This window comes from Cohnella sp. GCM10020058, assembly GCF_042683485.1.
GTDB lineage: Bacteria > Bacillota > Bacilli > Paenibacillales > Paenibacillaceae > Cohnella.
In genome coordinates, this window is the sequence record NZ_JBHUJV010000025.1 from 440,036 (window position 1) to 455,089 (window position 15,054).

A 15,054-nucleotide genomic window follows, 5' to 3' on the forward strand; every position below is an offset into this window, starting at 1 on the left:
CGAACGTCCTTTTCACTAAAAGAACGGGGGGAAACACTTAGAACCCCCTGTTCAAATGGAATGCGCCGACAGGTAACATGGAGTCAGAGATTGAACGAAGGAGTGACACCATGAACACTGTCGTCAAAGCCGTACCCCGAGCCGGCCGTGCGCCCGGCCTCCCGTTGGCCCGATTCGGCCAAGCGGTGTGGAAGCACAAAATTTTATACTTGTTTCTACTGCCGGGCCTGATCTATTACCTGACCTACAGGTATACGCCGATGCTCGGCGCGATCATCGCTTTCAAAGATTACAACATCATGGACGGCATCGCCAAAAGCCCGTGGGCCGATCCCTGGTACAAGCATTTCCAAACCTTTTACGAGTCGCCGTACTTCTGGCAATTGCTGACGAACACGCTGCTCATCAGCTTATACAAGCTCCTGTTCGGCATGGTACCGGGCATCGCCCTCGCCGTGCTGCTGAACGAGATTAAGAATAAGATTTTCCAGCGATTCGTCCAGACGGTCACCTACTTGCCCCACTTCTTGTCCTGGGTGATCATCTACGGCATCTGCGTCGCCTTTCTGTCGGAGACCAACGGACTGGTGAATCACATGATCAAAGAGCAGGGCGGGCAGGCCGTCAATTTCTTGTCCTCCACGCAGTGGTTTCGCAGCATCCTCGTCGGCTCCGAGATCTGGAAGGACACCGGCTGGAGCGCCATCATCTACCTAGCGGCGATCGCGGGCATCGACCCGGCGCAGTACGAGGCCGCAAGAGTGGACGGGGCGGGAAGGATGCGCGGCATCTGGCACGTCACCTTGCCGGGAATCCGCAGCGTGATCGTCCTGCTGTTCATCCTGAAGCTCGGGCAGATGCTGGACGCGGGCTTCGATCAAATCTACATCATGTACAACATACAAGTCTATCCGGTCGCGGACATTATCGACACCTGGGTGTTCCGAACGGGACTCGAGCAGTTGAACTTCAGCATCGCGGCTGCCGTCGGGCTGTTCAAGTCGCTGGTCGGCTTCGTGCTCGTCGTGTCGGCGAACCAGGTAGCCAAGAGATGGGGGGAACAAATATGGTAACGGGTCTCAGAGATCGCTTGTTCGATTGGACGGTCATCGTCATTCTAAGCTTGTTCGCCCTGGCGATCATCTTCCCGCTGCTCTATGTCGTGTCCGTCTCGCTCACGCCTTACAGCGAGGTGCTCCGAAACGGCGGGTTCATCCTCATCCCTAAGAAGCTGACCTTCGATGCGTATGCCGCCTTCCTGAACGATTCGCTCATCCCGCGGGCTTACGGGGTTACGATCTATATTACGGTCGTGGGCACGTTTCTCAATTTGGTCTTCACTTCGTTAATGGCGTATCCGCTCAGCAAAAAATATTTGCCCGGACGCAAGCCGCTGCTCTTCTTCGTGACGCTGACGCTCCTGTTCAACGGCGGCGTCGTGCCTACCTACCTGGTCGTCAAAGGAACGGGCATGATCAACTCGCTGTGGGCGCTCATCATTCCCAGCGTCATCTGGACCTTTAACCTGCTGATCGTGAAGACATTCTTCGAAAATCTCCCGACGGAGCTCGGCGAGGCGGCCCGGATCGACGGCGCCGGCGAAGTGCGTATCCTCACCCGTATCGTGCTGCCGCTGTCGATGCCCGTCCTCGCTACCGTGGGCCTGTTCTACGCGGTCGGCCACTGGAACGAATTTTTCCAGGCGGTCATGTACATCAACGACAACGATTTGAAGCCGCTGCAAGTCATCCTGCGCTCTATCCTTGCCAGCGCGCTTGCGCCGCCGATGGACGCGGAGGACGTCCTCCCGTCGCAGTCGCTTCAGATGTCCGCGGTCGTGCTCTCGGCGCTTCCGATACTCGTTGTTTACCCGTTCCTCCAGAAGTACTTTACGCAAGGGATGCTTCTGGGCTCGATCAAGGGTTGACATAGACTACGACTACGAAAAGGGGAAATCGTATGGGACTGAATACGAAATGGAGCAGAAGCGCGGTCTGCGTCCTTCTGCTCGCCACGGCTATGACCGGCTGCGCATCGGGCAATAAAGACGGCCAAGCGAGCGGCGGCGACGCCGGTCAAGCCGGGGGCAAAGGGAGCGCTGCCGTCAAACTGAATTTGTTCGTCAGCGGCACGAATCTGCCTGCGCCGCAGGAGGACTTCATTCTTCAGAAGCTGAACAAGGACTTGAACATGGACCTCTCGTTCAACGTCGCGCCGCCGACCGAATACGAGCAGCAGCTGAACGTGAAAATCGCGGGCGGCAGCGCGCCGGATATTTTCTCCGTATCGAAGGCGCAGCTGCAAAACTACGTGAAGCAGGGCATTCTGCTGGACCTGGATCCCTACCTCGACAAGATGCCGAACGTCAAAAAGATGCTCGGAGAGAACGACCTGAACAAGACAAAAGTGGACGGCAAGCTCTACGGCATTCCCAAACGCGCTTATCTGCCGATGGCCACGTACTGGATTCGCAAGGATTGGCTGGATAAGCTGAAGCTCGAGATGCCAAAGACGATCGACGACTTCGCTAATGTCGTCCAGGCGTTCACGGAGCGGGACCCGGACGGCAACGGGAAGCGGGACACGTACGGTCTCACGGGCAGCGGCATCGGCAGCCCGGACGCGGTGAACGCGCCGTCTACGTTCGATCCGATTTTCTCCGCCTTCGGCGTCGCCACGCCGGGCCAGTTCATGGTCAAGGACAATCAGGCCGTATATTCGACGCTGCAGCCGGAAATGAAGGACGCCGTCGCTTACATTCGCAGTTTGGTCGAGAAAGGCTACGTGGACCCCGAGTTTATGAGCAACGTCATGACGCGGAGCCAGGAGAAGGTGTTCCAGGGCCAGGCGGGCATCGTCTATCTCAACTGGGCCGAGATGTCCAAGGACGAGTTCGTCAAGCAGTACAAGGCGATCAATCCGAACGCGGAATGGGTGCAGTTGCCTGCGTTGACCGGTCCGGGCGGCACTTACCAGGGCAGCTTCGATATCGGCAGCACGGGAGGCCGATATGCGTTCCCCAAGCAATTGGCCGATGAGCCGCAGAAGCTGGAAAAAGTGCTGGCTTATATCGACTATATCACGGCAGGACCGGGTTCCTTCCTGGTCATGTACGGACTGGAAGGCGTTCATTTCAATTTCGACGGCGACAAGGTCGTCCCGACCGACCGCATCTCCGAGACGGGGTATGCCTTTAACCACCAATTGACGGGACGCGACGAACGAAACTATCTGACGACAAAATTCCCGAAGCAGCAAGCGCTGATCGATTTTGCGGCCGGCGAGCCGCGCATCGAGACGTACAACGAAATGATCCCGCTCCCCGCGGACTTCCCGCTGGCGGACAAGACGAGATTCGAGATTGAGGAGCTGACGAAGTTCGTGTTCGGCAACCGGCCGATGGAGCAATTCGAAGACTACACGAAGACGCTGCAGTCGCAATACAAGCTCGATGCCTATCGGGAAGCGGCAGCGGACACGCTGAAGTCGCTGGGGTACTTGAAATGATGATCCACGAACCTGCCAGAGAGATTCCCGTGTTCCATGAAGCGGATCTATGCGTGCTCGGCGGCAGCTGTACCGGCGTGTTCGCCGCGGTGCGCGCGGCGAGACTCGGCGCCAAGGTCGTCATCGTCGAGAAGCAGAATGCGTTCGGAGGCGTCGCAACTTCGGGCCTGGTCAACATTTGGCATACGCTGTACAATACCGAATTTTCCAAGCAGATCATCGCAGGGTTGACCTGGGAGACGATCGAAAGGCTGAAGCGGGCAGGCGCCGTCTCGGAGGAGCAGAAAAGCCGTTCGGTCGGCTATGTGCTCAATACCGAAGAGCTGAAAATCGAGCTTGACCGCATGGTCCTCGAGAGCGGGATCAAGGCGTATCTGCACACGATGTTCGTCGCCCCCCATGTGGAGGACGGCGAGTTGAAGGCTATCGTGGTCGAGAATAAATCCGGGAGGGGCGCCATTCGCGCCAAGGCGTTCATCGATGCGACCGGGGACGGCGACTTGTGCGCGCGGTTGTCGCTGGCGCACCGCATGGCCTCCCATTTTCAGCCGTCGACGACTTGCGCCAAGATCGCGGGGTGGGGAACCGGCCACGGCATCCAAGACGATGTGACGGGCAGCGACCGCCTGATCAACCTCGATCTGCAGCAGGCCAGGCTGGCTCATGCCGAGGAATTCGGACTCCCCGAAGGATTCGGCTGGGGCAGACATGTGCCGGGAACCCGGGACGTCTATTTGTACGCGGGCACGCGGATTTATCATGCCAACAGCGCCGACGGGGACGATCTGACGCGCAGCGAGATCGAAGGGCGCAGGCAAGTGCGCGCCGTCATGGATCTGATCCGCAAGTACGGTCCGGACAACCGCCTTGCGCTGGTGTCGCTGCCTTCCTATATCGGCACCCGCGAGACGCGGCACATCGATTGCCTGTACCGGCTCCAGGGCGACGATGTTCTATACGGCAAGCCGTTCGACGACGCGATCGCCTACGGAAGCTACCGGGTCGATATTCATCATCAGGATAAACCGGGCCTGACGTTCAAATATTTGAACGGCGAGCAAGTCTACGTCCGCCCGGGGCATCCGAACGAAGTCGGGAGATGGCGCGGCGCGGTGGCGGTCGATCCGACCTACTATCAGATTCCATATCGATCGCTGATCCCGCAAGGCCCCTTCGGCAATGTGATCGCGGCCGGACGAATGATCGACGCGGACGAAGAGGCATTCGGGGGTATCCGGGTGATGGTGAACATGAACCAGACCGGCGAAGCGGCAGGCGTCGCCTCCTATCTGGCACTGCACCGTTCGAGCGCACTGAGAGACGTGGACGCGGCCGATCTCCGCAAGGAGCTGAAGGCGGGCGGCTCGATCATGCTCTGAATGTCTTCAAAAGAGTCGGCCGAATCGATACGGCCGGCTTTTTTTGAAAGATCGAAACGTATCAATTGGCGGCGATTCGCGGGCGGGTATACGCATCTTCGACATGCCGGAGCGTTTTGGCGGCTTGAGGATGAAAAGCCTGCATTTATACATGTATTTACTGCCGGTCAAGGGTATCGGATGAAATGCCTGCAAATGTACAGGTAAATTCAAAGCGCAAGCGGAAAATGGGGCTGATGGCGGAAAATAACTGCACTAGTGCATCTATCCTGTGTAAAAGGGCCGATATCGGTGGAAATAAATGTATATTTGCAGGCATTGCGGCAAGGGAACGGCGCGTACGACGATACGCGGGGCCATTGGAACAGGGGGCGGATGAACCGTCGACAGGCATTAAGCGGGACTCCGGTTTCGGTTCCCCCGAACTTAAAATGACCGTCGGGGCGATCTCCGATCTGCCCGGACGGTTTTTCTTACACCGCTTGCCGGTTATGGCGCTTCTCATTCGCGTGTGGGGCGACGGAAAGCCTGGCATCGTATTAGCGATATGTAACGTTAACCGTCGGCAACGCTGTTTTCAAATTAGAATGCCGTCCGTCGCCCCCGAGCGCCAGCACCGCCACGATCCGCTCCTGCGGCCGGACGCCGAAAAGCTTGCACTGCGCCGGCTCGTAGATCCATTCCGGCAGCGTGCGCCGTACGGGCCACGGCTCGGATGCGGCCAGCAATTGAAAGTTCTGGATCAAGCAGCATATCGCCGCGTAATCTTCCTCGCGCTTATGCGGGTCCGACTCTTCCTTGGCTACGACCAGCAGAAATGCGGCAGAAGCATCCCTGTTCCCGTCCAAGGCGCGGAGCCGATCAGCCGCCTCGCCGTCCCCCGCATAAATAAAACGCCACGGCTCGCGCAGTCCGTCGTTGGGCGCCCATACGGCATCGTTCAGCAGGGCTAGAACGCTTTGCGAGGACACCGTTCGCGAAGATGCCTGGTGTGCAGCTCCATTCTGCAAAGATGCCTTATGTGCAGGCCCAGATCCATTCTGCGAAGATACCTGAAGGTGGTCCGCATATCCGCTCACTTCGCCTTCAATAGCCGTCCACTTCTGCTCCGCAGGCGTTCTTTTGCGCGCTCTCGGCACCTTTTCATAAAATCCGATACTTAAGATCCCCGCGAATCTTTCGCCTTCCCCCAGACCGATCTCCCGTTCGAAGGCAGCGCTGTTCAGCATCGGATCCGTATACCACAGCATACCGAGTCCCTGTTCCCAGCCCAGCAGCTGAACGTTTTGCATAATGCTGCATGCCGCCGCATAATTTTCGTCGCTCTGCCGCTGCGTGCTGCCGGATTCCGCGATGAAGACCAGTTGAGCGGGCGTTTCCGTCACTTGCCTTTTGATGAGATCGAGCATTTTGCCCGGCAGAAGCTTGCCGAGCGTGCTTCCCTGCATCTTGGCGATCATGCTGTCGGCCAGCCTATGACGCGCTTCCTGCGTGGAATAGCAAATACTGCGCCAATGAGAGGCGTCTTCGCCTTCGGCCTGGTATAGACTTGCAGCCTGATTCAGCAAGGAATCGATTGTTTCCTGTGCAACCGGCCTTGCGCTATATCGACGGATGGATCTGCGTTCCCGTATGGTCTTGGACATATTCATGGTCAAACCTCCACATCCGAATCAATTATTGTTTACAGGTAAACTATAATTCTGGCCCGATCATCTGTCAAATTTATTTTTTATGACAACTGTCCTATGATATATTTGTTTATAAATAAACGATCATTCACCGACACGATAGGGAGCGCTTTAACATGACGAGCACATCCGACGGGCTCAAGCGATTGCTGCACAGCCGTTTCAACCACTATCTGCACGTTTTCGAGCAGACAGTTTCTTCCGAGATTGACGCGTTTGCCGACCTTGCGCGGGTGCAGGGCATTGCGTCGATTCCAAGTCACATGACCAGCATTCATGTCATCGACTGCATCGGGCGCAACGAGCCCATCAACAACACGTCCATCGCGGAGAAAATGAATTTGTCCAAGGCGAGCATTACGAAAATAAGCACCAAGCTGCTGAAAGAGGGCTTCATCAAGCGAAGTCAGTTGAACGACAACAAAAAGGAAGTGTACTTCAGCCTGTCGCCCAAAGGCAGGCAGATCTTCGAGGTGCACGCTATGATGCACGAGAAAATAGAGGCTTCCTTTATCCGGGCGTTAGACGCCTTTACGGAACCTGAGCTCGCGGCATCGCTGAAGTTTATCCAGACGCTGATCGATGAGACCGATAAGATGGCGAAAGGCGAGGTAACGCTGTAAGGCTGTCGAATATCGGCTTGACTGGAATCGTGCATCCGGGGAAGATAGAGGCAGAAGCGCAAAGGGGTGACTCGGCCATGACCGTTTCCGCGCGCAGCACAGTCGATTTTTTGCAGTTGGCGCCCTATGTCCGTTATATCCACGAATACGACGGGCCGGGAGACATCAAGGTACCGCCCCGCTATATCTATGACCACGAGCTTGTCTTCTTCACGCATGGAGGCGGCGTCTACATCCTTGACGGCATTTCCTATACGGTTAGCGCAGGCGACTTGCACGTCATTCGGCCGCATCAGCGCAATTCCTGCATGATTCCTCCCGGGCACGCGCGTTATTTTGCGGTTCACTTCGACTACCTTTACATGGGCGACACGCTCGATTTCCCGCCGGAAGTTTATTCGGACTGCGACTATACGCAGGATGTCCTCCCCGTTGAGGAAGGCTTGGACGAGCGTCCGCTCGTCGAACCGGGCGAAGTGGCGTTCCCGTCTTTGATCCGGACCGGCGACCCGCTTCGTTACGAGCGACTGTTCACCGACCTGCTGCGCGTGTTCACCGAGCAGAAGCCCGGCTTCCAGCTGGAGATGCGCGCGATCTTGCTGGAAATATTGCGACTCATGTACCTGGATACCGCTTATGCGGAAGAGAACGCCAATAAGCAGCAGGGGCGGGAAGAAGTAGACGCGGTCGTTCGCTATTTGCGCGAACATTATCGCGAGAGCATCGACTTTGCGCGGCTGGCGGCCGATCTGGCGCTGTCTCCGAACTACTTGCGAACGATGTTCAAGAAAGCGACGGGAAAATCGCCGATGGAATACATCATCCAATGCCGCATGGAGAGAGCCAAGGAGCTCATTCTGGAAGGGAAGCATCCGATCAAGCGCATTAGCGAGATGGTCGGGTACGACGACGCGCATTATTTTAGCCGGCTGTTCAAGCGTCACGAAAAAAGGTCGCCGAAGCAGTATGCGGACGCGATGCTGCATCGCGTAAAATCGTCCACCTTTTGAGGTATCCCCTCTAAATACAATCCCGCTCCCCGCGCCTATAATGAAGGAAATTCAATGAAACGCATCCGGAAGCGGGCAAGACAAAGGTTAGAAGAGGAGGATGTTGTTTGAAAAGAGCGCCATTCGAAAACGAGGCCATGATCGCTACGGCTAAAGTTAAATATGAAGCCAAGGAGGGGCCGGCATGCTAGCCGGCCTTGTTCGTACGATCCGCTCCCGTCTGCTGTACAAAATGCTGATCAGCTACTCGATTCTGACGCTTGTCCCGCTTGTCGTCGTCAGCGCGGCCTTCTATGTCCGGTCCGATCAACTGCTCGAGAAGAAGGAGACGGAGACGGTACAGCAGGACCTGAACGCCACCGCGAGCAAGATCGACGCTCGGCTGCATGAGGTGCGCAAGCTGCTGTCGGAGCTGGGACGGCAGGAAGCGATCCGTTCGCTGCTGCTGATGGACGCCCGCGAGGGAACGAATCCGGCGGGCGAGGACCACCGGCGGCAGGAAGCGGCCGCGGCCGAGCTGATGCAGTCGGAGCTGGAGCAAGCCCGCAACAATGTCGGCGAATTCGTCGACCATATGTACCTGATCAACAAAGCGGGCGACATCTATGCTACGGATTCCGGTAAGCGCTTGCAATATGTATCGGCTTTTAGACTGCTGCCTTTCGAATTCCCGAACGTGCCGCAGTGGGCGTTCTTCACCGACTACCGACGGATGGCATGCGACCTGAAGCTGTATGCCGGCGGGGCTGCGATGACTTCGGAAACGGAGATCGGCATGCTCGTCCTGACCCTCGATCCGGCCAAGTCGTCCCAGCTGTATGAGACCTACGAGCCGGGGACGTTTTATATCGCGAACGCGGACAACTTGATCGTATCTTCCTCCGATCTGTCCGACATCGGCAACTTGCTCGGCTCCGGCGGCCAAGGGGACCGGCTCGTCGTGCGGCAGAAATCGCAAACGTCCGATTTTCAGTACGTCCGCATCGCGACGGCGGGGGCGAATGCGCTGGTCAAGAAGCAAACGCTGTTCGCGCTTGCCGTGACGCTGGCGGCCTGGGCGGCCGTGTTTATTACGACCTATCAAATTCTGAAGCGGATCACCCATCCGATCCGTCGGCTGTACCGGCTGATGCGCAAGGCGGAGCTTGCGGAGTATCACCTCTTCCCGAATATCCGCGGACAGGACGAGATCGCCATGCTCTGCCGCGGCTACAATCAGTTGGTCACCCGGACGGAGCAGCTGATCGAGACGAACTACAAGAGCGAGCTGAGGGTGCGCGAAGCGGAGCTGAAGGCGATCCGCATGTATATCAACCCGCATTTCCTATACAACATCCTGGAATATATCAGCGTCATCTCCCAGGCGCCGGACAAAGCAAAGTACGTGCCGGATGTCGTACGGAAGCTGTCGGGCATTTTCCGTTATTCGATCACGCCCGGCGGCACCTTCGTGCCGCTAGCGACGGAGCTGCAATACGTGGAGAGCTTCCTGCAAATCCACCAGTACCGCTTCGGGGAGCGGCTGCAATATGCCATCGTCCTGCCCGCGATGTTCCGCCAGGTGGCCGTCCCCCGGTTCATGCTGCAGCCGCTCGTGGAGAACAGCATCTTGCATGGCATCGACCGCTTGCCCGAAGGCGGCAAGATCGAGATCGAGGTGCAGGAGGCGGACTACCATCTGGAGATCGTGATCCGCAATCCTACGCCCGAGGAAGAAGCTGCGCCGGACGGCGATTCTCCGCAAGCCGGCGAAAAGCGCGCAAGGCGCGGGCTCGGCTCCGGCATGGACAATGTGAACGACCGCATCCGGCATCATTTCGGCAGCGATTACGGCGTTAAGCTGACTCGGGGCGGGAGCTTCGTAACCGTGCAGGTGACGATCCCGATCCAATTATGGCAGGAGGAATCGACGGATGAAAATGCTAATCGTGGACGATGAACGGGAAATTCGAGACTATATCGCCGCTATGCCGGAATGGGCGGACATCCGCTGCAGCGTGGCGGCGGTCGCCGCGAACGGAGCCGAAGCGCTGGCCCTTGCGCGCGACATCAGGCCGGACATTTTGTTGACCGACATCCGTATGCCGGTGATGGACGGCATCGCGCTCGCGGAAGCCATTCGCAAGGAGCAGCCGGAGCTGCCGATCGTTTTTCTGTCCGCGTACAACGAATTCGAGTACGCCAGGCAAGCGATCCGCCTCGGCGCCGTGGACTTTATTACGAAGCCGTTCGTCGCAAAGGATCTGGTATGGGCCGTAAAGCAAGTGCAGCAGCAGCTCATGACGGAATGGAAGCAACAGGAGGCATTCTTCGCCTTGTTCGGCGGGCAGGAGGAACGCGACGAAGAGAAGCTGGCGTGGCTGCGCGACCGCAATCAGCCGGACGAGCCGTTCATCCTGCTCTATGGCGAGCTGGATACGATCGCGGGAGCGGCCGGCGAGCGGAGTCCGTTCCGCGAGCGCGCCGTGCTGGCGGCGGTGATGCCGGCGCTGGAGCGCAGCGCCGTTCCTTCCTGGACGCAGGGAACGAATGCCGGCCTCTATGTGTTGCTGCGCGGGAGCGGGATCGATCCCGCAAGCCTGCAAGAAGAGGCGCTGGCGCTCGCCAAGCGAATGGTGGAGCTAGGCGGCGCCGCGAACGAGCTCTCCCTGTCGGTCGGGATCGGGCGGGCCGAGCCGTCGCTGCTTCGTTTGCCGGACGCACTCCGGCAAATCGCGGAATGCATGGAATACCGGATGCTGATCGGGAAGCGGTCCGTCATCGCCTACGATGCGATCCGATCGATACGGAGCGAGAAGGACCGGCAGCTGCTGTTGTCCACCAACCGGCTGGAGGACCTGCTGCGCATCGGCGATCGCGACGGCATCGCGGACGCGCTGCGCGAGGCCTATCGGACGATGCTGACCGTGGGCGCCGGCAAGCCGGACATGCAGCATTTTTGCATCAACCTGGTCGAGAAGGCGGAGGACGTGATGGAAGAGTTCGGCCTCGCGCTCGATCCGAAGGATAAGCTGCGGATCCGGGAGAAGCTGCTGTCCAGCGTCATCCTGACCGATATGATGCGGGATATCGAGCAGCTGCTGCAGGGCTGCGCCGCCCGGATCGGCACGCTGGTCGAGCAGGCGCCCAAGCGGCTCGTCGCCGAGACGAAGGCGATCATCGGACAAGCGTACGAAGACGAGCTGACGCTGCGTATGGTCGCCGAACGGCTGAGCGTCAATTATTCCTATCTGAGCCGCGTGATCAAGAAGGAGACCGGCAAAAACTTTTCCGATCTGCTGTGGCTCACCCGCATCGAGGCGGCGAAGGCGAGGCTGCTGAGCGAAGACTTGAAGGCGTACGAGGTGGCCTATGCGGTCGGGTTCAAAAACTACGCGCACTTCAGCCTGCTGTTTAAGAAGGTCGTCGGGATGTCTCCGAGCGCCTACAAGCTCCATGCATCTACGCAGCGCGACGGAGGGAAGTAAAACACAGCAATGATAAACCAGAATGGAAGTATCCGTGCGAAAAAGTGAAGCGATTACAATTGAGCTAGCAAGTTATCCTGTTACAGAGAGAAGGCTCGCACATGAAAAAGAGGGTTACATCGCTGCTGGCGTCGACGCTGCTCGTGACGTCGGTGCTGGCGGGCTGCAGCGGCTCGGGAGGAAACAATAACGCAGATGCTGGGCAGACCGCCAGCCCGAGCGGTTCCGCGACCGCCAGCGCGACGAGCGGAGGCGACACCAATGCCGGAACGGAAGGCGGGGGAGCCGCTTCCAACGATAAGGCGTTCACGATCCGCGCCGGCGCCTGGTTTCTGGACGAGCGCGCACATCAGGTGGCGTTTCGCAAGGCGGTCGAGGAAGGCTACAAGAAGCTGTACCCGAACGCCACGATCCAGTGGGACGTGACGCTGGGCGCGACTTACTTCGACAAGCTGAAGGCGCAGTTCGCTTCCGACACGGCGCCGGACGTGACGTTCTACCAGACGCTGGACTACGCCAAGGCCGGCAATCTCATGGACTTGTCCGGCGAGCCTTGGGTGTCGCGCATGAGCGACGCAGCGAAGAAGGATCCGTCCTTGGCTTACGAGGGGAAGCTGTACGGCGCTCCGGGCTCCGGCAACATCGGCGGGGGCGTCTGGTACAACAAAGACCTATTCGACAAGCTGGGCATCGAGCCGCCTAAGACGGCGGAAGAGTTTCTCGCCGCCAGCGAGAAGATCAAGGCCGACGGCAAGACGCCGATCGCGCTCGGCTTCAAGGACCTGTGGACAGCGAATATGTTTCTCATGGCTTGGCTGCAGTCTTACACGTTCCCCAGCGATGCGGGTTACGGCATGAAGCTGTACGACGGCACGGTCAAGTTCGACGACGCGGTCATCCAGAAGGTCTACCAGCAGGTGGAGACGATGAAGAGCAAAGGCTACTTCAATAAAAACGCGCTGAGCATCGACTGGCCGCAATCGGCGCAGCTGTTCGCTTCCGGCGAAGCCGCGATGATCGTGCAAGGGCCCTGGATGCCCGCATCGAATGCCGAGAACATCGAGAAAGGCGGCTACGAGAAGTTCCAGATCGGCTTCTTCCCTTTCATGGACGATGCAGGCAAGAGCAGCCTTGTTTTCAACTCGGGCACAGGTCTTGGCATTAACGCGAAAACGAAGCTGGTCCAGGAGTCCAAGGATCTCGTCTCGCTGATGGTGAGCCCGGAGATCATGGCGCCGTGGCTGGAGGGCGAAGGCGGATTGCCGATGTTCACCGACGTGAACGTCAAGTTCTCCGATCCGGTCATGGACACGGTGAAGCAATATTTGGACGGCGGACTCACGCTTCCGTACGGGCTGAGCTCCTTTATGCCGGCGAGCAGCGCCAACGCGATGGTCGACGTGCTGACGAACGTCGTCTCCGGGGTTAAGTTCAATCCCGCGGATCTGAAGGCGGCGCAGGATGCGATGAATAAAGATAAGGCAACCGTGGTGCTGCCCGCCTCCTAATAACGGAGCCCCGCAGCAAGCCGTACCGCGTTCAACCGCAGCCGCTGCGCTTGCGGTTGAACGCATCATTCCACCGGAGAGGAAACAGCGGCGATGAATTTGAAACGAAAGCAATATGCGGCGGCGGTCCTCTTTCTCATCCCTGCGGCCGCTATTTTTATTCTCTTTTTCTATGTTCCGTTTCTCCAGAGCATCTATTATTCGTTCACCGATTGGACCGGGATGGGACGTCCGAAGTTTACGGGATGGACCAATTACGCTTATCTGTGGAAAGACCCGCACATGACGGACGGACTGCTGAATTCGCTCAAGATGGCGGCGTTCGGGCTTGTCGTGCAAAATCCGCTGGCCTTGCTGGCGGCGGTGCTGCTTAATCGGCAATTCCGCACCGGGTCGTTCATCCGGACGTCGTTCTATCTTCCGGTCGTCGTCAGCCTGGTCGTCGCTTCCGTCGTCTGGGGGCAGATGCTGCAGTACGACGGATTGATCAATGCCGTGCTGGGCCGCTTTGGCCTGGAATCGGTCGCCGAGGATTGGCTAGGCAACGTGCGAACGTCGTTTCCGGCCATCATTCTGCTGACGCAATGGCAGGCCATCGGTTATTGCGCGATCATCTATCTGGCCGGCCTGCAGGCGATTCCCCAAGACATGTACGAAGCGGCCGAGATCGAAGGGGCGAGAGGCTTTTCTCTATTTCGCCGCATCACGCTCCCGATGCTCATGCCCGCCGTGACGATCGTGCTTTTTCTGACGGTCGTAGGCGCGCTGAAGATGTTCGATCTACCGTACATCCTGACGAACGGCGGCCCCGGCACGTCTTCGTACACGCTGTTTCTGGCGGTCTACAACGCCGCCTTCAAGGACAATAACTACGGGTACGCCACCGCGGGAGGCATCGTTCTGGCCATCTTTATCGTGATCGTCTCGATCGCGCAGCTGTCGGCCACCAGACGCAAGGAGGTCGAGCTCTGATGAACGGATCCAAACGGGCGTCCCTTGCGCTGGAAATCGTGCTCATCCTGGCCGCGCTTCTGTTTCTCCTCCCGGTGCTGTATCTCGTCGTGATGACGTTCAAGGAGCCGCGCCTCTTTTACAAACCGCTCGCATGGCCGGACCGGATTTATCTGGACTACTACAAGCTTGCGCTGGGCACGTCGTTTTTCCGGAGCATGCTCAACTCGCTCCTCGTCACGGTCGGCGGTCTGGCGCTCACGATTCTGGTCGCGTCGATGGCCGGGTTCGTGCTGGCGCGCCGGCGGGAGAAGCTGTTTCTCTTCTTTTTCTACCTGTTCATGTCGGGGATGGTCATTCCGACGGTGGGCTCGCTGATCCCGCTGTTTAAGCTGGCGAGCTTGCTCCATCTGATCAACACGCGTACGCTGCTGATCCTTCTGTATACGGCGGGTTTCATTCCTTTCGCTTCCTTTCTTTATTCGGCGTTCACCAAGTCGATCCCCCGGGAGCTGGAGGAGGCGGGAAGCATCGACGGCTGCGGGCCGCTGCGGATGTTCTGGGTCATCATATTTCCGCTGCTGCTGCCGGCCACCGGCACGTTTATTCTCACGAACGTTTACGGCATCTGGAACGACTTTCTGACCCCGCTCATATTCCTCAACTCGCCGGACAAGATGACGCTGATGCCGACGATCGTCCAGTTCATGTTCAACAAGCAATCGACCAACTACGGCCCGGTATTCGCGATCAGCGTGCTGGCGATGCTGCCGCTCCTGCTGTTGTTCGTGCTGACGCAGAAGCGCATGCTCCGCGGACTGGTCATGGGTTCCGTCAAGGGCTAGAAGACTAGTAGGCTAGTAGGCGTAGGCTGGTAGGCTAAACGCAACGCTAGAAGGCTAGGCAGTGCAAAAGACA

12 protein-coding genes are annotated in these 15,054 nt (G+C 58.2%); 11 read left to right on the plus strand and 1 reads right to left on the minus strand.

All coding sequences use genetic code 11. The annotated features are described in order from the left end of the window. Positions 1 to 110: 110 nt before the first annotated feature. From ACFSR7_RS35625 to ACFSR7_RS35640, 4 genes are read left to right on the plus strand one after another with little or no spacing between them, the layout of a single operon-like run. Entirely contained in the window at positions 111 to 1,073 is a 963-nt protein-coding gene (locus tag ACFSR7_RS35625; RefSeq protein ID WP_378169403.1) for an ABC transporter permease, read from the plus strand. Next, complete coding sequence (locus ACFSR7_RS35630) at positions 1,067 to 1,927, plus strand: carbohydrate ABC transporter permease (protein ID WP_378169405.1); 861 nt, start codon at positions 1,067 to 1,069, stop codon at positions 1,925 to 1,927. Before ACFSR7_RS35625 ends, ACFSR7_RS35630 begins: the two co-directional genes overlap by 7 nt. A gap of 32 nt (positions 1,928 to 1,959) precedes the next feature. Beyond that, complete coding sequence (locus ACFSR7_RS35635; protein ID WP_378169406.1) at positions 1,960 to 3,507, plus strand: extracellular solute-binding protein; 1,548 nt, start codon at positions 1,960 to 1,962, stop codon at positions 3,505 to 3,507. Then, complete coding sequence (locus tag ACFSR7_RS35640; RefSeq protein WP_378169407.1) at positions 3,504 to 4,886, plus strand: FAD-dependent oxidoreductase; 1,383 nt, start codon at positions 3,504 to 3,506, stop codon at positions 4,884 to 4,886. The genes ACFSR7_RS35635 and ACFSR7_RS35640 overlap by 4 nt, the downstream gene beginning before the upstream one ends. A gap of 539 nt (positions 4,887 to 5,425) precedes the next feature. On the opposite strand, the gene ACFSR7_RS35645 is transcribed toward ACFSR7_RS35640, so the two are convergent. Beyond that, positions 5,426 to 6,538, minus strand: coding sequence for a nitroreductase family protein (locus ACFSR7_RS35645; RefSeq protein ID WP_378169408.1), 1,113 nt, complete (start codon positions 6,536 to 6,538; stop codon positions 5,426 to 5,428). 155 nt (positions 6,539 to 6,693) lie between these two features. Here ACFSR7_RS35645 and ACFSR7_RS35650 point away from each other — a divergent pair, with 155 nt between their 5' ends. From ACFSR7_RS35650 to ACFSR7_RS35680, 7 genes are all read left to right on the plus strand, one after another. Beyond that, a complete protein-coding gene (locus ACFSR7_RS35650; protein WP_378169409.1) occupies positions 6,694 to 7,200 on the plus strand; it encodes a MarR family transcriptional regulator in 507 nt (168 codons plus the stop codon). Between the two features lie 77 nt (positions 7,201 to 7,277). Then, a complete protein-coding gene (locus ACFSR7_RS35655; RefSeq protein WP_378169410.1) occupies positions 7,278 to 8,210 on the plus strand; it encodes a helix-turn-helix transcriptional regulator in 933 nt (310 codons plus the stop codon). A gap of 184 nt (positions 8,211 to 8,394) precedes the next feature. Further along, positions 8,395 to 10,149 (plus strand): cache domain-containing sensor histidine kinase, encoded by a 1,755-nt coding sequence (locus ACFSR7_RS35660; protein WP_378169411.1) that lies wholly within the window; start codon positions 8,395 to 8,397, stop codon positions 10,147 to 10,149. Beyond that, the gene (locus ACFSR7_RS35665; protein WP_378169412.1) at positions 10,124 to 11,677 is read left to right on the plus strand and encodes a response regulator; all 1,554 of its coding nucleotides are present in this window, start codon (positions 10,124 to 10,126) and stop codon (positions 11,675 to 11,677) included. The genes ACFSR7_RS35660 and ACFSR7_RS35665 overlap by 26 nt, the downstream gene beginning before the upstream one ends. 101 nt (positions 11,678 to 11,778) lie before the next feature. Then, positions 11,779 to 13,185, plus strand: coding sequence for an ABC transporter substrate-binding protein (locus ACFSR7_RS35670; RefSeq protein ID WP_378169413.1), 1,407 nt, complete (start codon positions 11,779 to 11,781; stop codon positions 13,183 to 13,185). 93 nt (positions 13,186 to 13,278) lie between these two features. Next, positions 13,279 to 14,157, plus strand: coding sequence for a carbohydrate ABC transporter permease (locus ACFSR7_RS35675; protein WP_378169414.1), 879 nt, complete (start codon positions 13,279 to 13,281; stop codon positions 14,155 to 14,157). Beyond that, positions 14,157 to 14,981 carry a carbohydrate ABC transporter permease gene (locus ACFSR7_RS35680; protein WP_378169415.1) on the plus strand — a complete coding sequence of 275 codons (825 nt, stop codon included), beginning with the start codon at positions 14,157 to 14,159 and terminating at the stop codon, positions 14,979 to 14,981. The genes ACFSR7_RS35675 and ACFSR7_RS35680 overlap by 1 nt, the downstream gene beginning before the upstream one ends. The last annotated feature ends 73 nt before the right edge of the window (positions 14,982 to 15,054 follow it).